This window comes from Mucilaginibacter sp. GW822-FHT03E02 (assembly GCF_058801545.1).
Genome location: NZ_JBXANJ010000001.1, coordinates 2,021,519 through 2,047,301 on the forward strand (window position 1 = coordinate 2,021,519; position 25,783 = coordinate 2,047,301).

Sequence of the window (25,783 nt, forward strand, 5' to 3'; positions counted from 1 at the left end):
TTCATGCTGATAAAAAATTAAATTTGCGCCTGCAAACAATCATTCTTTTGGACAGAAAACTGATAATAGGAACACGTGGCAGCGAATTAGCGCTGTGGCAGGCTAATTTTGTAAAAGATAGCCTCGCCGCCATCAACATTACCGCCGAGTTAAAAATCATTAAAACACAAGGCGACCGTATCCTCAACCTCAGCTTTGATAAGCTGGAAGGTAAAGGTTTTTTCACCAAAGAATTAGAAGAAGAATTATTAGCCGGCACCATTGACCTTGCGGTACACTCGCACAAAGATTTGCCGACCGAAAACCCTCCGGGACTCATCATCGCAGCAGTTTCAGAACGGGAAGACCCATCTGAACTGTTGCTGATATTGAAAGATTGTGTAGATGTTCATCAAAAGCTATCTGTTAAATACGGGGCTATTGTAGGCACATCATCCAACAGGCGCAAAGCTCAGTTACTGGCTTACCGCCCCGACCTGGAGATAGAAGAATTACGTGGCAATGTACCTACCCGCATAGGCAAATTGCGCGACGAAAAGTATGATGCCATTATGCTGGCCAAGGCTGGTGTAAGCCGTTTAAACATCGATTTGAGTGAATTTCACGTAGAGGAACTAACCCCTGCCGAGCTGATCCCTGCACCTGCACAGGGCGCTTTGGCCATACAAATACGTGAAGCCGACCAGGAACTATTTGAAGCACTGCAAGCACTGCACCACCCGGATGTAGCCGAGGAATTGGCTGTTGAACGTACCGTGTTAAAGCTGTTTGGCGGTGGCTGTCACCTGCCGCTGGGCTGCTATTGCCGCAAGGAGGATGACATGTACCAGGTATTTACCTCAAAAGCCGATGAAGGTGATGAATTCCCGGATAGGGTGTTCCTGAAATCGGATACTACAGCCGGCCTGGCCCAAAAGGTTGTAGCCATGTTTGATACCAATCGCAAACTGGCCCAAAGCGTATTTATAACCCGCGATCTTTCGGAACAAAGCTATTTCCGCAAGGCGATGGAAAAACACGGTATTAATATAGATGCGCGTTCGCTTATCCGCACGGTACCGGTTATCAACAAACTTGATCCTTATATTTTAAGAGATATCAACTGGATATTTTTCAGCAGTAAAAATGCGGTAGAGTATTTTTTTGCACTGAAACCGCAATTCTCCAATAAAGTAAAATTTGGTGTAATGGGATCGGGATCTGAAGACACCTTGCGCCGTAACGGATACTTTGCGGCTTATGTTGGTGAAAGTGGTGATACCGCCGAGGTTGCCGCCGATTTTGCGACATTAGCCAACGGCACTAAAGTATTATTCCCCGGCGCCGAAGGCTCCCTACGCAGCATACAACAAGGCTTATCTGCTGAAACCAAAATAATCGACCTTACGGTTTACGAAACCGTAATTGAAGAAGATGTAGAAGGGAGCGGCGCGGATGTACTGGTTTTCACCAGCCCATCTAACGTTGAGGCGTATTTCCAGGATAACCTGTTAGAACCCAACCAACAGGTAATAGCCATTGGTAAATCAACAGGCAAAAAATTCGACGAAATGGGCACCCGGTACACACTACCGTTTTCGCCCGACGAAGTAGGCTTAGCCGAAGCCGTTTTTGGAACAACCTGTTTAACCAACAGATGTTAAAAAAGTATGTGGACCATGCTATTCATGGCCCACATGCTTAATATACTTCACTATTAACCTCGGATGTCCTGGCATAACGTCGCAAAGTTTGAGCAATATTTCTGTCTGCTAACACTGCCATCATGATCAATTCATGGGTTTCCATTGCTTATCAGACAGTTATGCAATATAAAGCTATAAAATATTTTACTTGTACAAACATTTCTGTAAAATCATCCTTACGCCATAAATTACCTTTAATGAGTTTATAGCGTACATAATTGTAAGGGTTTATATAACTTTGCGCTCCTCCGGCCGGCAAGGCAATTCCCGAAACCGGAGCATCAGCTATAACATGTTACAACGACCACGTAGAAACCGTAAAAGTGAAGTAATACGCCAAATGGTGCAGGAAACGCACATAAGCGCAGCCAATTTGATATTCCCCCTGTTTATTATCGATGGCGAGAATCAAAAAAGCGAAGTATCATCTATGCCGGGTATCTACCGGTACTCTGTAGATAATTTACTGCGCGAAATTGAAAGCTGTATGAAACTGGGTTTAAAATCTTTTGATTTGTTCCCCAATATTGATGAAGCGCTAAAGGATACCATGGCTACCGAAAGCTATCGCGAAGAAAGCCTGTACCTGCGTGCTATTCGTGAAGTTAAAAAGAACTTTCCGGAGGTTTGCGTTGTTACTGATGTGGCGATGGACCCCTATAGCAGCGATGGCCATGATGGCATTGTTAAAAACGGCGAAATATTGAATGACGAAACGCTGGAAGTTTTAGGTAAAATGGCTTTGGCACACGCACAATGCGGAGCCGATATTATTGCCCCATCGGATATGATGGATGGCCGTGTAGGATATATCAGGAATGTATTGGACCAAAATGGTTTTACCAACGTTTCTATCATGTCGTACTCGGCCAAGTATGCAAGCGCTTTTTATGGTCCGTTCAGGGATGCCCTAAATTCGGCACCTAAATTTGGCGATAAAAAAACATACCAGATGAACCCGGCCAACCAGCGCGAGGCATTGATAGAGGCAAATTTAGACGAGTTGGAAGGCGCTGATTTTTTAATGGTAAAACCGGCCCTGCCCTACCTGGATGTGATTAAATTAATAAAAGATAATACCGAACTACCTGTAGCCGCCTACAATGTAAGCGGCGAATATGCCATGATAAAAGCGGCAGTACAACGCGGCTGGCTCAACGAGCAGCGCGCCATAACCGAGGTGCTTACCAGCATCCGCCGGGCAGGCGCCACCGCAATATTGACGTATCATGCCAAGGAAGTTTTGGAGAATAAATGGCTTTAACAGAGGTAAAAGATTAAAGGCGAAAGCTGAAAGGTAAAAAATACTATAAAACGCCGTCATTGCGAGGCACGAAGCAATCCCAAACTATACAGGGTGGATTTGCAAATCGGGGATTGCTTCGTACCTCGCAATGACGGTTGGAAAAATATAAAAATGTTAGATTCAATAAAAAAGATGTTTTCGGGCGAGGCTAATGAACCGGTGAATACTACGGGTAAGCCTGATATTAGCAGGGAGAAAAGTGCCGAACTGTATGCCAAGGCTAAAACTTACTTTCCGGGTGGGGTTAACTCGCCGGTAAGGGCGTTTAAGTCGGTATATGGTACGCCCTTATTTATTCAAAAAGGCGATGGCAGTCACATTTGGGATGCCGATGGCAACGAGTTTATTGACTACTGTTGCTCATGGGGGCCGCTCATCCTTGGTCATAACAATACCAAAGTACGGGAGAAGGTTATAGAGGTGATGCAAAACGGCATGTCTTTTGGCGCACCAACCGCTTTGGAAAATGAGCTGGCCGAACTAATCCTGAAGAATAATAAATTTATCGAAAAACTGCGCTTTGTAAGCTCGGGTACCGAGGCGGTTATGTCGGCCATCAGGTTGGCAAGGGGATATACCAAACGCGATAAGATCCTGAAATTTGAAGGTTGTTACCACGGCCATACCGATGCTTTATTGGTAAAGGCAGGATCGGGCCTGGTTACCTTTGGCGAAACCTCATCAGCAGGCGTACCAAAGGCATTTGTTGATGAAACCATCGTGGTAGCTCTGAACGATAAGGAAGCCCTTACCCTGGCTTTTAATGAATTTAAAGATCAGATTGCAGCCGTCATCATCGAGCCTATCCCGGCCAATAACGGCTTGCTGTTACAGGAAAAAGAATACCTGCAATTTTTACGTGATATATGTACCCAAAACGGCACGCTGCTGATATTTGACGAAGTAATTTCGGGTTTCCGGGTTGGTTTTGAAGGCGCTGCCGGTTATTACCAGATTAAGCCGGATATTATTACCTATGGTAAAATCATTGGCGGTGGCTTGCCTGTTGGCTGCTATGGCGCATCGGCCGAAATTATGGGTAATGTATCGCCCGATGGCGGTGTTTACCAGGCCGGTACATTATCTGGCAACCCGGTAGCTATGGCAGCAGGCATTGCACAGCTAACCGAACTTTTGCGCATGGGTTTTTACCGCGACCTGAATAATAAGAGAGAAGAATTTACCGAGGCCATACAGCGTTTTGCTACAGCCCGTAACTATAAATTTAAGGTGTTTGGTATCGGATCGATATTCTGGTTTGCTTTTACAGATAAAGAGTATATTCGTAAAGCCGAAGATATTGATGCAGCAAGCATGGAAAAATTCAAAAAGTTCCACCGCGAACTGATAAACCGGGGCATTTACCTGGGTCCATCGGGTTACGAAGTTGGTTTTATATCATCGGCCCATACCAAAATTGATTTAGAAAAAACCAAACGCGCTATTTTTGATAGCTTAGATTTGGTATTTAGTAACAAATAAGCCCCACCCAAACCCTCCCCGGTAGGGAGGGCTTAAAAAAGGGGTAAAATTAGATAAAAAACAAAAAGTCTCCCCTACCGGGGGAGATTTAGAGGGGGCTCTTGTTTATGAAAAGGACATTTGTAATTTTTTACGCGCTCATCATCTATGCCGTTGCTCAACTGGTATGGTGGGGGTATATGCTGGTAACACCTCACGCAAGGCCTATCAGTATGGTATTATGCGAGGGATCGATGTTTATACTGGTATTTACGCTGGGCGCGGTTAGCCTGCATAAAACCATCAATAAAGAGCGTAAACTGCAGGAGCAAAAAAAGAACTTTTTGCTTTCGGTAACACACGAACTAAAATCGCCGCTGGCTTCAATAAAAATTCTGCTGCAAACCATCCAAAAGCGCAACCTGACCAGAGAACAGGTGCTTGATTTTATAGAAAAATCGTTGAATGATGTTGAGCGCCTGGATGATATGGTAGAGAATATGTTGCTGGCCTCCAAAATTGAAAACCAATCATACACATTTCCTAAAGCAAGTTTTAATCTTTCGGTTTTGGTAGATAGCATTGTAAACCGTTTGCAAATCAGCAAATGCGATTGCAACCAAATGATTATCGATGCCGAGATTGAACCCAAAATTGAGATTACCGGCGATAAGTTTGCGCTTACATCGGTAGTAACCAATTTAATCGAGAACGCCGTAAAATATTCCAGCCCATGCTCGGCAGTGGTTGTTAAATTATTTTCAAAAGATGATAAGGTATACCTGGAGGTAGCCGACCAGGGCATTGGCATAGCCGATAACGAAAAAGCCCGTATTTTCGACCGTTTTTACCGTGTGGGCAGCGAGGAAACCCGCAATACCAAGGGAACCGGCCTGGGCCTGTATATAGTAAAAGAGGTGCTGGATAAGCACCATGCCAGTATTAAGGTGAAAGACAACCGCCCCGCTGGTAGTATTTTTGAAGTTGTATTTGGATAACAAATAACACGAATTGCACGAATGGGACTAATTTTCGCCAACCTGCTTATATAGTTTGAATGGCGACTTATACAAATAATTAAATAGTAATTTGTGAAATTCGATTAATTAGTGTGAATTAGTGTTTAATTAAAGTTCGTGTAATTCGTGACCGTTCGTGTTTATTAAATTAAAAGTTATATGCTTATTAAGAAAAGAATTCTATTAGCCGAAGACGAAGAGCATTTGTTGGAAGCCATTAAACTTAACCTGGAGCTGGAGGGTTATAAAGTTTCGACAGCTAAAAATGGTAAAAAGGCTTTGCAATTATTTAAAGAAGAGCGTTTTAACCTGGTGATATTGGACGTAATGATGCCCGAAATTGACGGCTTTGTGGTTGCAGAAACCATCCGCCTTGAAAATACCGAGGTACCTATCATGTTTCTGACAGCCAAAAACACCAATGAGGATAAAATTTCGGGTCTTAAAAAAGGTGCCGACGATTATTTAACCAAACCGTTTAACCTGGAAGAGCTTATTTTAAGGGTAAACAACCTGGTAAAACGCAGCCTGAAAGGCGATGACCTTAAAGAGTTTAACAGCTACAAAATTGGCGAAAAAACCATCCACTTTAACTCGTTTGAGCTGGTGAATGAAGATGGTTCTATTACTCCGCTTACCAAAAAAGAAACCATGTTACTGAAGCTTTTAATTGAGCGCCGTAACGATGCCGTATCGCGCGAGCAGATACTGGAAACTGTTTGGAACTATGATGTATACCCATCAACCCGTACTATCGATAACTTTATCCTAACCTTCCGTAAGTATTTTGAACCAGATCCTAAAAACCCGGTTTATTTTCACTCCATCCGTGGCGTAGGCTATAAATTTACCGATAATCAGCACTAATTAATGTTCAGTAACCGGGTGCGCATATTTATTGCATTTGTTTTCCTGCTATCGTTAGGCTTGCTGCTGTACCTGCGCATTTATGAGCTTGCGGCTGTTGCTGTTTTGATGATTTTGTTGCTAATATGGGATTACTTTAAACAGGGCACCCTGGTTGTTGCGGCGAAATATTTCCACCATAAAGAATTTGATAAGGCCGAGGCTTCATTAAAAGAAATCAGTAAACCCGAATGGCTCAGCAAAAAGCGCCGCGGTTATTATGAATTTATTTACGGCGGCATTTGTGTGCAAAAGCAGGACTTTAAAGCAGCCGAAAAACATTATGAGATTGCAGCCCAATACCCGCTGCGATCTGTAAACGACCATGTAGCCGCGTTGGTTACGGTGGCCAATATCAGTATAAGGCATAATGATTATGACAAGGCCAAAGCCTACCTGCAATTGGCCGAGCAGCATGCCGATAAAATTACCGCCAAAATGAAGGATGTTATAAACAAACTTCACAAGGAGATTAAAACAAAAAAATAGAGTCAAGAGTAAAGAATCAAGAATCAAGACAGGAACCTTGCACATGGCAGTCAACTAATTCAAAAAGTCTTAACTCTTGATTCTTGGTTCTTGACTCTCCTATAAAATATGAGAGATTCGTTATTAATAAAAGCAGCTTTTTCCGAAAAAACAGAACGGCCACCAGTGTGGATGATGCGCCAGGCCGGCCGTTTCATGAAAGAATATTGGGACATTAAAAACAAGTATTCCTTTTTGGAAATGTGCAAAACACCGGAGCTTGCTGCCGATGTTACCATGCTGCCGGTTAATTTATTAGGCATTGATGGTGCCATCCTGTTTTCGGACATACTGGTTACCGGCGAAGCCATGGGCGGCGATTTGAGTTTCAATGCAGGCACAGGCCCTAAGTTTGCCAATCCGGTACGTACCCAAAAAGATATTGATAACCTGCAAACCGATGTAGGTGATAAATTGCAGTATGTTGCCGATGCCATTAAGGTGATTCGGCAGCGTTTGAATGGCAGCATTCCGCTGATTGGTTTTGCAGGAGCGCCATTTACTGTGATGAGCTACCTGGTTGAAGGCGGATCGTCGAAAGATTTTAAGCTCACCAAACTGATGCTGCACAATGAGCCGGCAATGGCCCATCAGCTGTTATCAAAAATAGCGACTGTTACAGCCAACTACTTGAACCTCCAGATTGAAGCCGGCGTAAACGCGGTACAGATCTTCGATAGCTGGGCACAAGCTTTGGCTTGGGATGATTATAAAGAGTTTAGCCACTACTACATCCAACAGATCATCAGCAAGCTTAACCGTAAGGATATCCCGGTGATATCGTTCTGTAAAGGCAGTTCGGTTTTTGCACCGTTAATGGCCGAGGCTAAGCCGGATGTGGTATCGATAGACTGGAATGTTGATTTGCTGGATATCAAAAAACGTTTACCTGCCGGTGTAGCCGTACAGGGTAACCTTGATCCGCATATACTTTATGCTGATAAAAAAGTAATTAAAGACCGTATATACCGCCTGTTCGACCGGATGAAGGACGAGCCAGGTTTCATTTTCAACCTGGGCCACGGCATTATGCCCGATATCCCGTTTGATAATGTGAAATACGCGGTAGAGATTATAAAGGAATACGCCCCCTAACCCCCTAAAGGGGGAACTATAGTCGGGGTAATAAAAAAATGCTAATCAAAAAATCCCCCCTTCAGGGGGTTAGGGGGCTTCATGTACGAATACGTTCTCGCCATACACATCATTTTTGTAGTCTGCTGGATGGCGGGGCTTTTTTATATGGTGCGCCTGTTTATTTATCATACCGAGGCACAAGCCAAGCCCGAGCCAGACCGCAGTATCCTATCGGCCCAGTTCGAGGTTATGGAGAAGAAGCTATGGTATATTATTGCTGTGCCCTCCATGTTTATTGTGCTGGCTGCGGGGATAACCATGGTTTATATAAAGCCCGGTTTTATGCTGATGGCGTGGCTACCCATAAAGCTTGGTTTTGTTATCGGGCTTATAATTTATCACTACATCTGCCAGCACAAAATGAAGCAGATGCGTAAAGGTATTTTTAAATGGACATCAACCCAATTACGCCTGTGGAATGAGTTGGCCACCATTTTACTTTTCGCAATAGTATTTCTTGCAGTAAAAAAAGATGGATTAAGCTGGATATTTGGGGTTGTGGGAATAGTATCGCTGGGAGTGATATTAATGATTGCGGTGAAAATTTATAAGCGGTTCAGGGAGAAGAAATAATTAAGAACTTCTATTCATGTGAATCGTTATTGAATTTGACCTTGCCCCACAAATTCAATAATTCTTTTTGGTTTTCGAGGGTGATAAACAATTGTAAAGCATTTTCAACCATTACCTTATCAGATTTTATCCCGGTAACTTTTCGCGCTTTTTTCAGCAACTCTGTATCTACTTTAACTTTCATATTTAATCAACAACAGGGTGACTATTTGAGTGCTAATGTATCGTATTTATGCTTCATTGGTTGCTTCAGCATCCTCTCCGGTTTCTTCTCCTAAAACAAAAGGACCAACCATAGCACAATGATAGCCTATAACAAACAATGCCATCAGTCCGGCACCTAAAATACTTTCTGCAATAAAATGTGATGTTTTTGAATTAAACAGGTATAGTAACAGTTCAAAAACACAAGTTCTCACTAACGCTATCGCTAAAAAAGTCATCTCGTTAAAAAAATATAATGTGATAAACAGGAAAACAATATTCCTGGCCTTAAACTTTGCCCCCGATGTACAAATTTGGATGGTTAAAGCAAATAACACTAAAGGCATGTAAAGCCTTAACATATAAATGACCGCACTGCTCCATCTTTCCAAATACCGGTTGTCTATGCCGTGGTGCAGTTGTCCTTTCAACTGGAAAAATGACAGGTCTAACAAACAACATATAAACAATATCGCTGCTAAGCAGGCTATATTCTTAAACGTTACCTTACCAACTTGGCTAATTGAAAAAATGGACACGAAAAAAATAAAAATGGACTTGGCATTATCAACTATGCTATAAGTTTCATTGAAACTAAAACGGAGACTGAAAAAACTCAATACACTTACGGGGATGTTTTTTGCACTTTGATTATACTGGGTATAATTTGAAATTACCGCCGTTATTATAAAGCTAATGCCTGTCAATAAAACAGCCTGCCAAATAGTTTTTGTGAAACGCTCCTGGTAAATATCGATAAGAGCTGCTGATTGCTTTTTAAAAAAGGTTGAATATTGCATGTGATACGGTTATACGTAAAAATATCAATTATTCTTTTACAATCACCCCATCCTTTACCACCAATTTCACCATTTTCAAAACTTTCATATCCTCAACCGGATTACCATTAACGGCAACCAGGTCTGCCAGGTATCCCGTCTTGATATTCCCCAAATCCTTCAATCCAAAAACTGCGGCGTTAACCGATGTTGCCGAGCGCAGTACCGCTAAGGGTTTCATGCCGTATTCGGCCATTAATATCATTTCCTGGGCATTATCGCCGTGGCTGAATACACCGACATCGCCACCCATACAAATGGTAACACCGGCCTTTAATGCCTCGGTAAAAATGTAATGCTTTTGCTTTACTCCCGCCGGCTCCGGGTCGATGCCCTTCTTCCAGCCTTTGTAGCCCGAAATTGATTCCGTGGCGTTGAGGGTTGGGCAAAGTGCTATGCCTTTTTCTTTCATCAGCTTAAACAGTTCCGGTGTGCCGCCGTCGCCATGCTCAATGGTAGTTACGCCTGCCGCTATGGCCCGGCGCATGCCTTCGGTAGTTGACGAATGTACAGCAACGGTGCGGCCGCTGCTTTTTGCTACCTGTACAGCTATCTTCAGCTCTTCTTCGGTAAAGGTGGGAGCTGCGGTACCGTTTAATCCCCAGCGATAGTCCACATAAATTTTCACTACATCTGCGCCATGGCCAATTTGCGACCGCACAACCCTGGCTATGCCATCAATACCATCTGCTTCTTCTCCACCTTTAATTACACTGGCTTCGGCAACTTCTGTTTTAGGGCCATAACTGCCGGTAGCTACAATTGCCCGGGTGGCCACTAACATCCTCGGGCCGGAGATTATGCCTTTTTCAATCGCAGTTTTCAAACCTGCATCATCATAGGCGGCGCCTTCGGTTCCCAGGTCGCGCACGGTAGTAAAGCCGGCCATCAGAGTCGCGTGGGCATGATTAACGGCATGGGCGGTACGCTCGGCACGGCTTTCGCCAAGTACCTGGTCGTTCCAGGCAGTTTCGTTATAGGGATGCAGGAAAAGGTGCGAGTGGCCTTCAATTAGTCCGGGCATCAGGGTTGTACCCTTCAGGTCAATCACCTTAGCATTGTCGGGTATTTTTATGGTAGTGGGCTCCCCTGCTGCTTCGATGTGATTACCCTTTACCAGTACCCACCAGCCAGGATGCATCTGCTCACCGTCGAAAACACGGTCGGGTTTAAGTAATATATAGGTTTCAGTTTTTTGGGCAAATATGGGCAGGCAAAAAATGAGGAGTATTATTGTGGTTATTGTTTTCTTCATTATAAATAAAGATAGCTTACTTTATAGGAGATAAAAAGCCGTAAATCGATAATTGAAAAATATTTCAAACCCCATGCAACCATTTGCCCCAGGTTACCATCTTACTTTTAAATGATGTTTTTGGAACCTAAATATACTATCGAACAATTGGTTGAACGCTGCAAAGCGGGCGAACGTAAGGCACAGGAATTGTTGTACAAACAATTGGCCGGTAAAATGCTGGCCGTGTGTATGCGCTACGCTACCGATAGAATGGAGGCTGAAGACATGCTACAAAACGGTTTTATAAAAGTTTTTGGCAAAATAGCCGATTACCGGGCAGATGGATCATTTGAAGGTTGGGTACGGCGCATCATGGTACACAGTTCTATTGAATACTATCGCAAGCACCACAAAATGATGCAGGTAGTTGATATAGACGAAGCAGGCACCGAACCATCGGTTAACCCGATAGCTGCCGCCAACCTTGATGCTAAAGTGCTGATGGGGCTGATACAGCAATTGGCGCCGGGTTACCGCATTGTATTTAACCTGTATGCTTTAGAGGGTTACGCACACAAAGAAATTGCCGAAATTGTAGGCATCACCGAAGGGGCATCAAAATCGCAGCTATCAAGGGCGAGAACGATATTAAAAGAACAAATTGCAAAAATGGAGAGCAAAAGCTATGGATATGCAGGATAAGGATCTGGACAAGCTATTTCAATCGGCATTAAACGATTACGAGATAGAACCATCTGCAAACGTGTGGACAGGGATTACCGGCGAATTGGATGAAGGCAAACGCAAAAAGGTATGGCTGCCATACCTAAGTATTGCCGCGGCAGCGGTTTTAATGATAACCGCCGGTGTTTTATTTATCCCTAAAGAAGTAAAAACAATCAACCCTAAAAAAGATGGGCTGGCAGGTGTCAACCATCCGATAAAACCAAAAACGGCTGCCGGGCCAATCCAGGCAACACCGCTTGAAACTGCTGTCGATAAAAAGCCGGAGGAAGCGGTGGCAGCGCCAGCTAACAGTTTAGCGGCTATTAACATACACAAACCGAATAAAAAAGCGGTTACAGCCGCGCCTGCCATGGCTATTGCAAAGCCCGACGATCAGCAGCCGGTATTAGCATCGGCAACTAACAAGCAGGAAGTAAAAGTTGCGGTACAGCCAGACACGGCTACAAGGATACTCCCAAAACATATTGACGAAACCCCGGTTTTTGCAAGTATTAAATCGCCTGTTGCCTCAACAGAAGTGGCAGCTATTAAGCCGGCAACACCAGCAAAAAAGCATAAGATCCGCAGTTTGGGCGATGTGTTTAATGTGATGATTGCCGCTGTTGATAAGCGCAAGGATAAGATCATTGAATTTAGCAATACCGATGAGGACGATGCCACCATTACCGGCGTAAACCTGGGCATCATTAAAGTGAAAAAAGAAAAATAAAATCTAAAGAAAAAATATATACCCGATAATATGAAACGCTTAATTTTAACGGCAATGCTATGCGTTGCAGCAAGCTACGGCTTTGCCCAAACCACAACAACTACAACCACCACGATAGTCGACTCGACCAAAGCCGGTACAGATACTACTATTGTAACCAAAAAACATATTAAAGTTAAATTAGGGCTTGGCCATGATGCGCCTTATGTATCGCCGTATAGCAACGACAGTACAAAGGTACAAAGGACAAAAGCCCCCGGTTTTTCATTCGGCATTACCTTTTCAAGGATCGACCTTGGTTTTGCAACCTTGCTTGACCATGGCAGCTTCACACTGTCGCCCAATAACCAGTTTCTGAGTTATCGCCAGGCCAAAACAGCCAACTTTGGTTTTGATGTGGTGCAGTTTGGTTACCGTTTTAACAGCGCCTTCAAAATATATGTTTCGGGCGGGTTCGACTGGACCAACATCCGTTTGCGCCAGGATATTACCATACAACGTAATGCGCCTGTGTTAACGTATCTGCCGGATAGCATCCACTTCAGCAAAAACCGGTTTTCGTCAAGCTACCTGCGCATACCATTATCGTTTTACTACCGCAGTCACGAAGATAGCCGGGGCAACTACTTCCGCCTGGTTGTTGGCCCCGAGGTTGGCATCCTGCTTAACGGACGTGTAAAACAAATAAGCGAAGAACGCGGCAAGCAAAAATTTGATGACGATTATCACTTTGCCAAACTGCGCAAAGGCGCATTCATCCGCATGGGCTATGGTATCATGGGCATTTACGCCAAGTACTACTTTAACGATATGTTTGAAAACAGCCCCGCCCAGGAAGGGTTGAGGAACTTTAGCTTTGGGTTGACGTTGGGATTCTAATACACACGAATAATTACGAATTGGGTCGAATTTCACAAATTTTAGCTTCAAGCAGATTTGTGAAATTCGCCTTAATTCGTACCATTCGTGTTCATAAAATTCGGATTCCTGGAGCCCATCCAGATTTGTGAAATTCGATTTAATTCGTGTTATTCGTGTCAATGTCAGACACTCCTTTTTTGCAGGCTATTGCAGTAAGTAAAATATATCCCGGTAAACAGGCGGCCGGTGTTAAAACTACAGATATTTCTATCCAGCCCGGAAAAATAACGGCTATTATTGGCGAAAGCGGAAGCGGGAAAAGCACGTTGCTGCGATTATTATACGGTCTGCTTTCTCCTGATGAAGGTACTGTTAAGTTTAAAGGCGAACGCATCTGGGGGCCTGAAGAAAAACTGATTCCAGGCCACGATGCCATGAAAATGGTTACCCAGCATACCAACGACCTGAACCTGTTTGCCAAAGTTTGGGATAACGTAGCGGCCATGCTACCGGCAACCGACCTAAAAGCCAAAAAGGAAAAAACCGGGCAAATTTTAACACAGCTTAACATGCTCCACATGGCCGACAAACGGGTGGCCGACCTGAGTGGCGGCGAGAAGCAGCGCGTGGCCATAGCAAGGGCCATAATTACCCGCCCGCAGGTTTTATTACTGGATGAGCCGTTTAACCAGGTTGATACCTCCTTCAGGGAGGGCTTGCAGCAGGACATCAGGCAAATTGTAAAAGAGCTTGGTATTACGGTGATCATGGTGTCGCACGATCCGGCCGAGGTGTTATCTATGGCCGATGAACTGGTGGTGATAAAAAACGGGCAAATTGTGGAGCAGGGGCATCCAAAAACGTTGTATCAACACCCGCAGCATTTGTATACCGCCCAACTGTTAAGTAACTGTAATATACTTAGCGCTGCCGACGCGCAGATTTGCGGCATTGAAACGATAAAAGAACATGTGGTAATTTATCCCGACTGGATAAGGATTAAACTGATCTCATCAACCAAAAGCTGGGCAATAAAACAGATCCTTTTCCGTGGTTTTTATGAAGACCTGATACTCGAAAAAGAAGGCGTGCTGCTCCGCGTATCCAATGGCGAACCCGATAGTTACAAAGAAGGCGATATGGTATCTGTAAGGTTTTGGAAGTGGTTGGAGTATTAATAGCCGCCGCGAGTTTAGCGAAGCGTAACTCGTGGTTTATACAATTTAAGCTTGCAGCTTAAATTGTAGCCAATGAAAATCTTGAGGAAAATTAAGTTGGAAGCTTAATTTATGCATTACCAACCATCATCGTCAGATTCATCATATTCAACAAACCGTTTCTGGAGCTGGCTCCATTTCTCTTTATCGGTAGCTGACCATATCTCCGTTTTTTCCCAAATGCTGCCATCTGGTCAAATTAATTTTTCCTGTATAGCCCGATACTTTAGTTCGTAAACATCATCTACTTTTTCAAACGCCCAAATGCGCCATTTAGTAATTTTAAAACTCCAGTAAAGCCATGCAGCTATAAATCCAGCTAACGCAACTGCAGCAGCTAACCATTGTGAAACGGCCTGAATTGTTGTCAAATAGTAGCAGGCAACAAATCCCGATATCATTATCAAAAATACGGGGTAATTTACCATACGTTGACCTTTACTAAGCGCCTGATCAACAGTAACGGTTTTAAACATAAATTGGATTGGTTTGTATTGATGAAGATAGGAATATCAGCGCAAAAAATAAAACAATGCTATTAAAACCCGATCTGTTCTAAGTCGACAAAATACAATTGTATATTTGAATATAGGAAGTAATTATGGCAACAGAAAAAAAGCGGACACGAAAAAAGGTTACAGCCGTGCGATTTTAAGCAACAATATTAAAAGTCATGCTAATCTTTTCTTCGTAAAAAAAGCTGAAGACGCTAAGATAATATTACCAGAAAGTAAAAAATAATAGCATTTTAAATCAATAAATGAAAGGCTGGATTAAATCGCGGCAGCCACGTAAATTACGATATTGTTATTTTCTATACGGCACAAAGGCCCACGGCTTCATATAAAAACCAAGCAAAATAGTCATATCATCCGGGGTGATATTTAAGTGATCAATGTTGATAGCCTTATTCCCACCGGCAAATTTATACGTTAGATAGGAAATGCGTCCTTTACAGATTACTTTGGCATCCGTCACCTCCTGCCAAGTTACAAAAGGACAATGGGATGTCGTTATTCCCAACTGATTAATTATTACACGAGGTTTATTATCAATTAGCTTTTTGCCTTTTTTGCAGATAAGAAAGGCTGTAAACAGGCAAAGTGGTAACCCAATAACATATCCCCCAATAATCAAAGAATATATGCCCACGCCACAATAAGCCAATAGCAATAACAGCTTTAACAAGGCGTCATTTTTGGAATAGTAAATTCTTGTCTCGTCGGGAATAGGATTCGAGATAATGATGTTAGCGTTAATAAACTTCATCAGTTTTATAATATAGCTACCAAGATTATAAAAAAAAAGCAACTATTAAGCTACATTAAGACAGAGGTAAACAACAGAATGAGATAATCTATCAATTCTCATTAATCAATATATCCTTAGCCATAATCATGGGCACGCTGATATATTTTTTCTCCATGTAGTTAATCACTTTTTCCAGGATGTCGCGCGATTGCTGATCCATGCTTTGTACTTCATCAGCAAAAACAGAGTTGATGGCCGTGTTACGAATCTCTTTTATCTTTTCGGGTACCTGGCGCATGGCCACTTCAATACGGCGTTGTTTCAGTTGGGTTAAAAACTCGGCTATATTTTGTTCAATAATACCTTCGGCGTGTACCAGTTCGTGGTAGCGCTCCTGAAGGTTACGTTTGGCAACTTCGTTTAATGAATGTACTTCGATAAAGTTAACCGGGAATTGCTCTAAAACTTCGGGAGCGGTATCATTAGGGATGGCAAGATCGACGATAGTTTTCTTGCCGGTTTCGCCGTTGAGCAGCGATTGGTAAATTTCGGTGGTGATGATAGGCTCAACTGCCGACGTACAGGTGATAATAGCGTCAAAGCCTTTATTGTATGTTTTAAGTGCTTCCAGGTCAAATGCCTCGCCGCCAAGGTCTCTGGCCAGTTCAGCCGCCTTCGAAACAGTCCGGTTAAAAACCGCGAAGTTACTGAACTTATGCTTTTGCAGGTATTTAGATAAATTTCGGTTGGTTTCGCCGGCGCCGATAATCAACACACGGGCGTTTGAGCAAAGGTTTAAATCTTTAAGCTTACGATAAGCTAACGAGACAACCGAAATAGGGTTTTTTGAAATATTGGTATGGGTATAAACTTCCTTGGCAGTTTTAACCACACAGTTCATAATCATACGCAGGCCGTCGCCGGTAAGTCCGGCTTCTTTACAATGTTCATAAGCTTTGCGCAGTTGGGCCAGTATCTCCTTTTCGCCAACTATCAAACTCTCTAACGAGCATGAAGTACGCAGCAGGTGCACCATAGCTTCCTGGTCTTCATAAATAGAAGCGCCATCCATGAAGGTACTCAGGGAGTGTTCACAAAGTTCGGTGTTGAACGCTTCGATGAAACGTTTGGCAAAGTCCTTGTCAACTACTTGCGGAGTAGTCATAACAAATTCCACACGGTTACATGTAGCCAGATAGAATATTTCCGGTATTCCAAATTGAGTTTTAACCTGTTGAAGCTTTTCAGTCAGATTTTCCTGGCAAACCACCAATCTTCCTATTTCCTTCAGTTCAATCTGTTTGTGTGTAAAAGCAATAACCTTTAAATACTTCAAAGCAGTTTTAAATTTGACCGAACAAAAATATCACTATATATGCGATGCAATGTCAACACTTTGTCAAACAGAGGTATTTAGAATGGTTATAAATTAGCCGAAATGACCCAAAAACCACATAAAAACTGCTTAAAACAATAGCTGGCAAAATTATGTATATTGACAAATGCGTTTATTAAAAAAGGTTAGCCTGTTAATATTGGTGGTTGGTTATGCATTTGCGGGCATAAATCATTTCCTAAATCCCGAATCTTACATCCATATCATTCCGCATTATATACCCTTCCCGGTTTTAATGAACATTATTGCCGGGATAGCAGATATCATTCGCGCTCCTGCTGATATGGCCCAAAGCAAGGCCCTGGGCGGTATATGGTATTATACTGATGCTGGCCGCGTTTTTACCGGTTCATATCCAAATGCTTATTGATGCGCCGTTTAAATTAGGTAACATAACCGTAACACCACTTTTTGCCTGGGTACGCTTAATTTTACAACCGGTATTGATGCTGTGGGTGTGGTGGCACCGCGAAAATTAACATCAAAGGCTTATCTTAAGGGCAAAACAAATCACCGGGTTTTTTATTTAAGGATACAGCATCTTAAAAGTATAATATGGATTTGCAAAGTGTTGAAATGCGTAACCTGGAAGTACAGGATTACCAGGAACTAAAAAAGTCGATGAAATCGGCATACATGGATATGGACGAGGATTATTGGGACGCCAATTCCATTAAAAAGCTCATCAAAATATTCCCCGAAGGGCAAATTTGTGTAACCGTGAACGATGTGGTGGTAGGTTGTGCGTTGGCCATTATAGTCGACTATCAAAAATTTGGCGATAACCATACCTACAAACAAATAACCGGCGATAGTACCTTTAAAACCCATACCGATAAGGGCGATGTTTTATACGGAATAGATGTATTTATCCATCCAAAATATCGCGGCCTGCGCCTGGCCCGCCGCCTTTATGATGCCCGCAAGGCCCTGTGCGAAAAGCTGAACCTGAAAAGCATTATTGCCGGCGGCCGCATACCTAATTATCAAAAATTCCAGAACGATCTTACCCCCCGCCAGTATATTGATAAGGTAAAGTATAAGGAGATATATGACCCTACCCTATCCTTCCAGCTGGCCAATGATTTTCACGTACGTAAAGTGCTGCGGAATTACCTGCCCGAGGATAGCCGAAGCAAGGGATTTGCTACGTTAATTGAGTGGAACAATGTATATTACGAGGAAGTAAGCACCGCCATTAACCAAAAAACAGTAGTGCGCATTGGGCTGGTGCAGTGGCAAATGCGCCCGTACAATAACATTAGTGAATTATTAAAGCATGCCGAATATTTTGTAGATGCGGTAAGCGATTATCAAGCGGATTTTATTTTGTTCCCCGAGTTATTTGGCACCCCTTTAATGGCCGATTACAACCACATGGACAGCGCCAAGGCCATGCGCGAGCTGGCCAAATATACGCAGCCCATCATCGAAGAATTTTCAAAACTGGCGGTATCATACAATGTAAACATCATAGCGGGCAGCATGCCTACCATTTTTGAAGATTCGTTATACAATGTATCGTACCTCTTTAGGCGCAACGGCAGTATGGAAGAGGTTTACAAAATCCACCCTACCCCATCCGAGATCAGCTCATGGGGTATCCGTGGCGGCGATGAGGTAAAGGTATTTGAAACCGACGCCGGTAAAATAGGCATCCTGATTTGCTACGATGTGGAATTCCCGGAGTTATCGCGAATACTGGCCAGCCAGGATATGCAAATCCTGTTTGTACCATTTTTAACCGATACCCAAAATGGCTATAACCGGGTTAAGTTTTGTTCGCAGGCACGGGCGGTTGAGAATGAATGTTACGTGGCCATAGCGGGCTGCGTGGGCAACCTGCCCAATGTAAATAACATGGGTATCAGCTACGCACAGTCGGCGGTATTTACACCATCGGATTTTGGCTTCCCTACCAACGGTATTCAATCTGAAGCCACGCCGAACAGCGAGATGATTGTAATAGCCGACGTGGACCTTTCACTGCTGGATGAGCTGCATGAATACGGCAGCGTACAAAATTTGAAAGACCGCAGGACCGATTTGTATAATATTACTTTTAACGGGAAAAAAGTATAGTTTTAACCCCATGATCCGCAAAGATAATTACACCCTCCCCGGCGCCAAAGGCCGGCCCATGCTGATAGACGTAACTTACAATGACGCTTTTAAAAACGCGCCGGTAGTTATCTTTGCACATGGCTTTAAAGGTTTTAAAGATTGGGGCACGCATAATTTAGTGGCCAGGTACTTTGCCAATGCTGGGTTTAAATACCTTAAATTCAATTTTTCGCACAATGGCACTACACCCGACAACCCGCTTGATTTTGCCGACCTGATAGCGTTTAGCGACAATACGTTTTCAATAGAGCTGGAAGATTTGGATACCATTATTGATTTTGCCTGCAGCGGATCGGGTATGGCGGCAGCCAGCGGGGTTTACCTTATTGGCCACAGTATGGGCGGCGGTATCAGCATCATTAAATCGGCAGAGGATAGCCGGATAAAAAAGCTGGTTAGCATGGCATCTATATCAAGCTTTTATAACCTTTGGCCCGAAGAGATAGAGATACAATGGCGATTGCAGGGCATTATTTACATGCCCAATAAGCGCACGGGGCAACAAATGCCCCTAAAATCAACCCTGCTGGGCGATTTGGATAAGCATCCTAAACGCCTGGATATATTGGCACAGGCGGCCAAAGTTAAACAGCCCTGGCTATTGATGCACGGCGACGCAGACCCAACAGTTCCGTTAAGCCATGCCGAAGAATTGTATGCAGCACATCCCGATGCCGAATTTTTTATTTTGCCTGGCGGCGACCATACTTTTGGCGGTGCCCACCCTTATTTAAACGACGTTTTGCCAATATCACTGGTTACATTTTGCGATACGGCAATATCATTTTTAAGTAAATAAAGCAGGTAACAACAATCAATCGTAACTTTTTTGTGTTAAAGTTGTCACAACCCACATAAGTACTATTATTGTTTCCATGAGTTTAGAAGAATCCCGCAAAAAAGGACAAAAATACATCAACGTTATCCCTACAGACGAGGCTGGTTTTGGAAAAATGATTCCCATTTTACGCGAGTATATGGGCAATAAAGCCGAGAACTCTCCCAAACAACCGATAGGCCCGTTTAAAACCGACGTTACAATTTATAATGACGCACCCGAAAGCGGCCTGCGTATTACCTGGGTTGGTCACTCCAGCATACTGATTGAAATAGATGGCAAGCGCATTTTAACCGATCCGGTTTGGGGCGATAGGGCATCATTCTCTAAATATTTTGGCCCTAAACGTTTTTTTAAACCACCAATTGCTTTACCAGATTTGCCACCGTTGGATGCTGTGCTGCTGTCGCATGATCATTACGATCACCTGGATAAGGATACCATTAAATTTTTTGCAGGCTCATCAATACCTTTTTACTGCTCGGTTGGTGTGGGCCAGTATCTTGAAAAATGGGGAATACTTAAAAATTTTGTATTTGAAATGGATTGGGGCGATAGTATGCTGATAGGTAACCAGGTTGTTATTACGTCAACCCCGTCAAGACATTTTTCGGGCCGTGGCGTTGTAAACCGTAACGAAACCCTTTGGGCAAGCTTTGTAATAAAGGGTCCTAAGCATAATATCTATTTTGGTGCCGATTCTGGCTGGTCGCCCAGTTTTGCAGAGATTGGCAAGGCCTTTGGACCGTTTGATTTAACGATGCTTGAGGTGGGTGCCTACGGCAAATTCTGGCCGGATATCCATATGGGGCCCGATCATGCTTCAAACGCCCACATAGCCCTTAAAGGCAAGCTCATGATGCCTATACACTACGGCACTTTTAACCTGGCGCCACACGCCTGGTACGAGCCGGTTGAACGTTTGGAGAAATTTGCCAAAGATAAAAAGATAGACCTTTTTGTGCCCGAACCTGGCAAGCCCACCGAAGTTAAAGGCCCTTATAACTCGGGCTGGTGGAAAAAGTTTATGTAGGGCCTAAAACCGGATTAAGGTGAGCTTTTCTGCATAGCAAAAAAGCTTCCACCATGCGCTTCGGCGTTATTGTGGCGATAAACGCATTGAAATATATCATCGTATAAATATTTTTTGTTTGGATGGAATAGTAAACTTCAGGCAGCTTTATCGTAACTTGATCCAACAAACAACCAGATTATGCTCAGCCCCGCCGATATCCTCGATACACTTGATAATAGCAATGCTATAGACTATAATTATTTCATAACCCTGAGTCACGCCTACGTTTACCTTATTGATAGCCGGGTGAACATCTTCCGTGGAGATAATGACGAATGGGCGGTAGCAGCCGAAGTACTTGGTTACAATCCGAGGGGAGGGTATATCACTTCAGAAATTTTTTACTTTGGAAATTGCCTTATCAACCTTGAGGCTTATAATGGCCATTCCGTAAATACGCATAGCAACTATCCTATCGACGATGATTCCTTTAATTCAACTACCGACGGCGAAGCATTGATGCCGGGAGCCGGTTTCTGGATTGTACGCGGAGAAAAAGTTCCGCTTTCATTCGATAAGGTAGATTACGATACCGCAGCGATAACCCTGGCCGAATACGAGCCCGATGAAATACAAATAATAGAAGCTGCACGTTTGGCAATAATAGATCACGCTCACCTCTTCCGGGCCACTGATGAAGAGCTGTACAAATCAATCCCGGCCAGCCTTAAAAAAATATTGGTGCTTGATGAGTGGTACCATAAAGAGTTTACCCGGCAGTCGTCTCCTTTCGACGATCTCAAGAACTTAGGCGGGTTGGATTTTTCACAGGAATTTATTCAAAACATGATCAGGGATGAAAAGGAAAAAACAGCCCGGTTTAATTTGGAAGAGTGGGAAAATAACCGCCCCGGTAGTTACGAAACATGGCAACAATTAGCGGCAGTAATTGCCACCGGCGATATTTCTTTATACCAACCAACCATCTCGCCAAATTCGCATTGGAAAAACTGGCCTGAATCTGGCGAGTTGTAGGGCTATATAACTGTCATCATTAGCCAATTGCGTAAGGCACATGCGCTTTATGTTTTGCCGGCTTATTAAGCTATATTTAGCTCCATTAAACACCTGACGATATCCAATTACCTATGCAAGCTACAACCATCGATGAAATTATAACGCAACTGGAAACCATCATTGCCGATGCCATACAAACAGGCAGCCGGGCCGGGTACTTTGCTGCCTTGTACCACAAAGTAACCTGTAAAGTAAAGGAGGGTATATTGGCCGGCGAGTTTGAGGACGGTAAAAGAATGGAGCAACTGGATGTTACTTTTGCAAGCCGATATATTACAGCCTATCATCAATGGCAGCAAAAACAGCAACCCTCGGCATCGTGGGCGCTGGCTTTCGGCATATTTAATAAACCCCGAAAAATGGTACTGCAACACTTGCTTATTGGCATGAACGCGCATATTAACCTTGATTTGGGTATTGCCGTTGTTGAAACCGCGCGGACTTTTAACCAACCATTGGCCCAGGTGCATAACGATTTTAATGCCATCAACACCATTTTATCTGCCCTCACTTATGAGGTTATTACCGAGCTAAACCAGGTATCGCCATTAATGTCATTAGCCGGATTGCACGCGCAAAACAACTCCATCCTAATTCAATTTGCGCTTGGCAACGCCCGCGACGGCGCCTGGTGCTTTGCCGAAGACCTTTACGGACGCAACGGCCAGGATTACCTTAACTCGATAACCAGCCGCGATGCCGACATTAACAAACTCGGCCTGGGTATTGTTGCTCCCGTTGGCTTACTGAGCTTTACGGTTTGGATAATCCACATTTTTGAATGGAGAAACCCATCCAGGATAACTAAAGTGCTAAGCGAATACAAGAAAGCCTATTTGAAGGTGAACTGATTTTTAATTGAAAGGGAACTTTTGAAACAAAAGCACATGAGTCGCAGATCTCTATCAATTAATAAAACCAGCAACAACCGTAGCCGTAATAATTAACACGATTGCACCAAAACCTATAAGTCTGATGCGAATCGGTACGTCCATAGTCTTGGGGATATAAAATATGGACTTGTAGTCTGGCACTTGTTTTTTGTGAACTATAGCATCTATAATCCCCCCAATATATTTTGGCAGGTTAAACAAAAAAATGACAAGCATTCCAATAACCTCGAAAAAGTAGGGCGCTCCCAATCTGTGATTTTTTGATAAAAATGAGCAAAAAAGACATCACGAGCAATACAATTTAATATTATTTGTAGCAAATGCGCCGCCAAAATACTTCACCATACAATCTGCACATCTGAAATCTGCACACCTGCACATCTTTCACTATCTTTGCGGCACAATGCAATTAACAGGAGAGAAAACAGCGGTTTGGGAAAAGGGTTATAACAATTACGGCCCCTGGCTTAAAGAAAAATACAAAGGCCACCGGGTATTTAAAGTAATTGTTGATGGCGGCTTTACCTGCCCCAACCGTGATGGCAGCAAGGGCTATGGCGGCTGCACCTATTGCAATGTTGATTCGTTTACCCCATCGGTTAGCCGTAACGCCCCAACCGTGCGCCAGCAGGTGATAGAAGGCATGGAACGCGCCCGCAAAGGCAATAAGGCCGATAAGTTCATCATCTACTTTCAGCCCAACACCAATACCTATGCCCCCACGCATTATTTAAAAATGATGTACGATGAGGCGCTGAGTTACGGCACCGAAGATATTGTTGGCCTGAGCGTTGGCACCCGCCCCGATTGTATTGATGCCGAAAAAATTGCCCTGCTGGAAAGTTATACCGATAGGTTTGACGTTGACCTTGAAATGGGCATGGAATCGATATACAACGAAACCCTGGGCCAGATAAACCGTGGCTGTAATCACGAGGAATTGGTAAAAGCACTTAAACTGGTTGAGAATAGCAAACTGGATATTTGTGTGCACACCATTTTTGGCTTTCCGTGGGAAACCCATGAAATGATGCTGAAATATGCTGATGAGATAAACCGCTTCCCGCAGATAAAATTTGTAAAATTCCATCACCTGCATATCGTAGAAGGATCGGTAATGGGTGTAAAATACAAACGCGAACCGTTTAAACTATTCGGCATTGATGAATACGCCGACTTTTTATGCGAGCTGCTCCCCCGCGTTCGCCCCGATATCGTGATCCAGCGCCTGTTTGGCTTAAGCGACCGCGAACTGCTGATAGCACCAAACTGGGGCTTAAAAAAATCGGAGATCCAATATTATATTGATCAAAGAATACTGAGCCGTGGTGTGGTACAGGGGAGTCATCTTGCTATCTGAATCATAATACCCATAATTTGTTGATTTACATAATTTGGAATGCGCTTAACATTCTGGATATTCTTTAATTCTATAAATTCTGATTCAGACATTTGGTACCAGTTTTGTTAACCCATAGTTGAAAAATTCCATCGAAAATTTCTAACTTAGATACGTTTTGTCACAAAGAGCGCAACAAAATTATATTCCAGCACTAACCGGTGTACGCGCAATGGCTGCCTACCTGGTTTTTATATCGCACTTTGCGTATGTATTTGATGAAAAATTTCCTCACTCTGTGCAACGCTTTTTTAATGAGTTCCACATTGGGGTTACAATTTTCTTTGTATTATCGGGTTTTTTAATTGCATTCAGGTATTTTGACAGCTTTAAGCTTACTAAAGATTGGTTTAAGCAGTACCTTAAAAACAGGGTTGCGCGCATATACCCCATGTATGCCATTTTAACCATCGGCGCTTTCATTGCCTTTTACTTTACCAACAATCAAATTGTTACCGCCGGGCACAACCCGGTAGCCATGTTCCTGATGAACATCGTTTTTTTACGTGGCTTTTTTGATCAGCTTAAGTTTACCGGGGTAGCCCAGGGCTGGTCGCTCACGGTTGAAGAATGCTTTTACTTTTCGGCTCCTTTCATATTCCTGGTAGCCACCAGGTACAAAAAGTTTTACATTCAGCCTGTAGCCGTTACCGGCCTGGGCGTTGTGCTTGTATTAATATTTAGCCACGTTAACTGGTATGGTTTTTTTGGCAACTTCACTTTCATGATGTTGTATACCTTTTTGGGCCGGTGCTTTGAGTTTTTTGCGGGCATACAACTTGCCCTTATTGTACGCAGGCAAAAGCCGGATGGTAACGGCAAAAAGAAACTTACCTACCTGGGCTTTTTCCTTATTTTCGCTTGCGTATGGATTATGTCGGTACTACCTATTCCGAAGGGGCAGGAAGCCGGCCTGCATAACCCTTTTGGGATTATAACCAATAACTACCTGCTGGCTTTATCAATTACGTTGTTTTTTTATGGTATACTTACCGAGACAACCTTGCTAAAAAAATTCCTGGCCACCCCCTTTGTGGAACTGCTGGGCAAAAGCTCCTATATATTTTACCTGGTGCACCTGGGTTACATGTACAATTTTTTACATTTTGGCTTTAACTGGCTTAATGATTATACTTTTACACTTTATGATGAATGGGGTGTTGATTGGTATTCGCCGTTTCAGTACGACAGCTTAAACCTTCTGTATGCTTTTATCGTTTTAAATATAATTTCAATCACTTTGTTCAAACTTATTGAAGAACCGTTAAACCATTACATCCGTAAATCGGACTTCCTGATCAAAAACAAACCGCACAAGACCGAAAATGAGCCGGCAAATATCAATGCTTAGTAGATATATC

General features: G+C 43.2%; 27 protein-coding genes. 21 read left to right on the top strand and 6 right to left on the bottom strand.

Features of this window, described 5'->3' with window-relative positions; genetic code table 11:
- Positions 1-47 precede the first annotated feature (47 nt).
- The 8 genes from hemC to AC1RM2_RS08600 all read left to right on the top strand — a co-directional run bounded on the left by hemC (position 48) and on the right by AC1RM2_RS08600 (position 8,615).
- Positions 48-1,643: a hydroxymethylbilane synthase gene (gene hemC, locus AC1RM2_RS08565; RefSeq protein WP_492988239.1), complete on the top strand. Its 1,596-nt coding sequence runs from the start codon at positions 48-50 to the stop codon at positions 1,641-1,643.
- A gap of 334 nt (positions 1,644-1,977) precedes the next feature.
- Complete coding sequence (hemB, locus tag AC1RM2_RS08570) at positions 1,978-2,949, top strand: porphobilinogen synthase (RefSeq protein WP_492984596.1); 972 nt, start codon at positions 1,978-1,980, stop codon at positions 2,947-2,949.
- A 153-nt stretch (positions 2,950-3,102) separates the two neighbouring features.
- Positions 3,103-4,473 (top strand): glutamate-1-semialdehyde 2,1-aminomutase, encoded by a 1,371-nt coding sequence (gene hemL / locus AC1RM2_RS08575; protein WP_492984597.1) that lies wholly within the window; start codon positions 3,103-3,105, stop codon positions 4,471-4,473.
- Positions 4,474-4,580: 107 nt separating this feature from the next.
- Entirely contained in the window at positions 4,581-5,450 is an 870-nt protein-coding gene (locus AC1RM2_RS08580; RefSeq protein WP_147052978.1) for a sensor histidine kinase, read from the top strand.
- A 180-nt stretch (positions 5,451-5,630) separates the two neighbouring features.
- Entirely contained in the window at positions 5,631-6,338 is a 708-nt protein-coding gene (locus AC1RM2_RS08585; RefSeq protein ID WP_477449516.1) for a response regulator transcription factor, read from the top strand.
- A gap of 3 nt (positions 6,339-6,341) precedes the next feature.
- Positions 6,342-6,866 carry a tetratricopeptide repeat protein gene (locus AC1RM2_RS08590; protein WP_492984599.1) on the top strand — a complete coding sequence of 175 codons (525 nt, stop codon included), beginning with the start codon at positions 6,342-6,344 and terminating at the stop codon, positions 6,864-6,866.
- Positions 6,867-6,974: 108 nt separating this feature from the next.
- Positions 6,975-8,000, top strand: coding sequence for a uroporphyrinogen decarboxylase (gene hemE, locus AC1RM2_RS08595; protein ID WP_492984600.1), 1,026 nt, complete (start codon positions 6,975-6,977; stop codon positions 7,998-8,000).
- 81 nt (positions 8,001-8,081) lie between these two features.
- Positions 8,082-8,615, top strand: coding sequence for a CopD family protein (locus AC1RM2_RS08600; RefSeq protein WP_492984601.1), 534 nt, complete (start codon positions 8,082-8,084; stop codon positions 8,613-8,615).
- Positions 8,616-8,625: 10 nt separating this feature from the next.
- Here AC1RM2_RS08600 and AC1RM2_RS08605 read toward each other — a convergent pair whose 3' ends face one another.
- Genes AC1RM2_RS08605 through AC1RM2_RS08615 form a run of 3 tightly spaced genes read right to left on the bottom strand, consistent with a single transcriptional unit; the run spans position 8,626 to position 10,913 of the window.
- Positions 8,626-8,799 (bottom strand): type II toxin-antitoxin system VapB family antitoxin, encoded by a 174-nt coding sequence (locus AC1RM2_RS08605; protein WP_492984603.1) that lies wholly within the window; start codon positions 8,797-8,799, stop codon positions 8,626-8,628.
- Between the two features lie 46 nt (positions 8,800-8,845).
- The gene (locus tag AC1RM2_RS08610) at positions 8,846-9,619 is read right to left on the bottom strand and encodes a hypothetical protein (protein WP_492984604.1); all 774 of its coding nucleotides are present in this window, start codon (positions 9,617-9,619) and stop codon (positions 8,846-8,848) included.
- A gap of 28 nt (positions 9,620-9,647) precedes the next feature.
- Positions 9,648-10,913, bottom strand: a complete 1,266-nt coding sequence (locus AC1RM2_RS08615) for a metal-dependent hydrolase family protein (RefSeq protein WP_492984605.1) — start codon at positions 10,911-10,913, stop codon at positions 9,648-9,650.
- A 111-nt stretch (positions 10,914-11,024) separates the two neighbouring features.
- Here AC1RM2_RS08615 and AC1RM2_RS08620 point away from each other — a divergent pair, with 111 nt between their 5' ends.
- The 4 genes from AC1RM2_RS08620 (at position 11,025) to AC1RM2_RS08635 (ending at position 14,390) form a co-directional block, all read left to right on the top strand.
- The gene (locus AC1RM2_RS08620) at positions 11,025-11,597 is read left to right on the top strand and encodes an RNA polymerase sigma factor (RefSeq protein WP_492984607.1); all 573 of its coding nucleotides are present in this window, start codon (positions 11,025-11,027) and stop codon (positions 11,595-11,597) included.
- Positions 11,581-12,351: a hypothetical protein gene (locus tag AC1RM2_RS08625; protein WP_492984608.1), complete on the top strand. Its 771-nt coding sequence runs from the start codon at positions 11,581-11,583 to the stop codon at positions 12,349-12,351. The genes AC1RM2_RS08620 and AC1RM2_RS08625 overlap by 17 nt, the downstream gene beginning before the upstream one ends.
- Before the next feature lie 30 nt (positions 12,352-12,381).
- Positions 12,382-13,230 (top strand): outer membrane beta-barrel protein, encoded by an 849-nt coding sequence (locus AC1RM2_RS08630; protein WP_492984609.1) that lies wholly within the window; start codon positions 12,382-12,384, stop codon positions 13,228-13,230.
- Between the two features lie 161 nt (positions 13,231-13,391).
- Positions 13,392-14,390, top strand: coding sequence for an ABC transporter ATP-binding protein (locus tag AC1RM2_RS08635; protein ID WP_492984610.1), 999 nt, complete (start codon positions 13,392-13,394; stop codon positions 14,388-14,390).
- Positions 14,391-14,623: 233 nt separating this feature from the next.
- Here the strand turns inward: AC1RM2_RS08635 and AC1RM2_RS08640 are convergent, their stop codons facing one another.
- From AC1RM2_RS08640 to hemA, 3 genes are all read right to left on the bottom strand, one after another.
- Positions 14,624-14,905, bottom strand: a complete 282-nt coding sequence (locus AC1RM2_RS08640) for a hypothetical protein (protein ID WP_492984612.1) — start codon at positions 14,903-14,905, stop codon at positions 14,624-14,626.
- A 331-nt stretch (positions 14,906-15,236) separates the two neighbouring features.
- Positions 15,237-15,698: a hypothetical protein gene (locus AC1RM2_RS08645; protein WP_492984613.1), complete on the bottom strand. Its 462-nt coding sequence runs from the start codon at positions 15,696-15,698 to the stop codon at positions 15,237-15,239.
- 91 nt (positions 15,699-15,789) lie between these two features.
- Entirely contained in the window at positions 15,790-17,016 is a 1,227-nt protein-coding gene (gene hemA / locus AC1RM2_RS08650) for a glutamyl-tRNA reductase (RefSeq protein ID WP_492984614.1), read from the bottom strand.
- 166 nt (positions 17,017-17,182) lie between these two features.
- Between hemA and AC1RM2_RS08655 the strand changes: the two genes are divergently transcribed.
- From AC1RM2_RS08655 to AC1RM2_RS08695, 9 genes are all read left to right on the top strand, one after another.
- A complete protein-coding gene (locus AC1RM2_RS08655; protein WP_492984615.1) occupies positions 17,183-17,446 on the top strand; it encodes a DoxX family protein in 264 nt (87 codons plus the stop codon).
- The gene (locus AC1RM2_RS08660; protein ID WP_492988240.1) at positions 17,397-17,555 is read left to right on the top strand and encodes a DoxX-related protein; all 159 of its coding nucleotides are present in this window, start codon (positions 17,397-17,399) and stop codon (positions 17,553-17,555) included. The genes AC1RM2_RS08655 and AC1RM2_RS08660 overlap by 50 nt, the downstream gene beginning before the upstream one ends.
- A 76-nt stretch (positions 17,556-17,631) precedes the next feature.
- The gene (locus AC1RM2_RS08665) at positions 17,632-19,158 is read left to right on the top strand and encodes a carbon-nitrogen hydrolase family protein (protein WP_492984616.1); all 1,527 of its coding nucleotides are present in this window, start codon (positions 17,632-17,634) and stop codon (positions 19,156-19,158) included.
- A 10-nt stretch (positions 19,159-19,168) separates the two neighbouring features.
- The gene (locus tag AC1RM2_RS08670) at positions 19,169-19,999 is read left to right on the top strand and encodes an alpha/beta hydrolase family protein (protein WP_492984618.1); all 831 of its coding nucleotides are present in this window, start codon (positions 19,169-19,171) and stop codon (positions 19,997-19,999) included.
- 76 nt (positions 20,000-20,075) lie between these two features.
- Complete coding sequence (locus AC1RM2_RS08675) at positions 20,076-21,071, top strand: MBL fold metallo-hydrolase (RefSeq protein WP_492984619.1); 996 nt, start codon at positions 20,076-20,078, stop codon at positions 21,069-21,071.
- A 180-nt stretch (positions 21,072-21,251) separates the two neighbouring features.
- Entirely contained in the window at positions 21,252-22,088 is an 837-nt protein-coding gene (locus AC1RM2_RS08680; protein ID WP_492984621.1) for a DUF7003 family protein, read from the top strand.
- Between the two features lie 113 nt (positions 22,089-22,201).
- Positions 22,202-22,981: a DUF5995 family protein gene (locus AC1RM2_RS08685; RefSeq protein WP_492984622.1), complete on the top strand. Its 780-nt coding sequence runs from the start codon at positions 22,202-22,204 to the stop codon at positions 22,979-22,981.
- A gap of 445 nt (positions 22,982-23,426) precedes the next feature.
- Complete coding sequence (gene mnmL / locus AC1RM2_RS08690) at positions 23,427-24,383, top strand: tRNA modification radical SAM protein MnmL/YtqA (protein WP_492984624.1); 957 nt, start codon at positions 23,427-23,429, stop codon at positions 24,381-24,383.
- Positions 24,384-24,540: 157 nt separating this feature from the next.
- Positions 24,541-25,773, top strand: a complete 1,233-nt coding sequence (locus AC1RM2_RS08695) for an acyltransferase family protein (protein ID WP_492984626.1) — start codon at positions 24,541-24,543, stop codon at positions 25,771-25,773.
- The last annotated feature ends 10 nt before the right edge of the window (positions 25,774-25,783 follow it).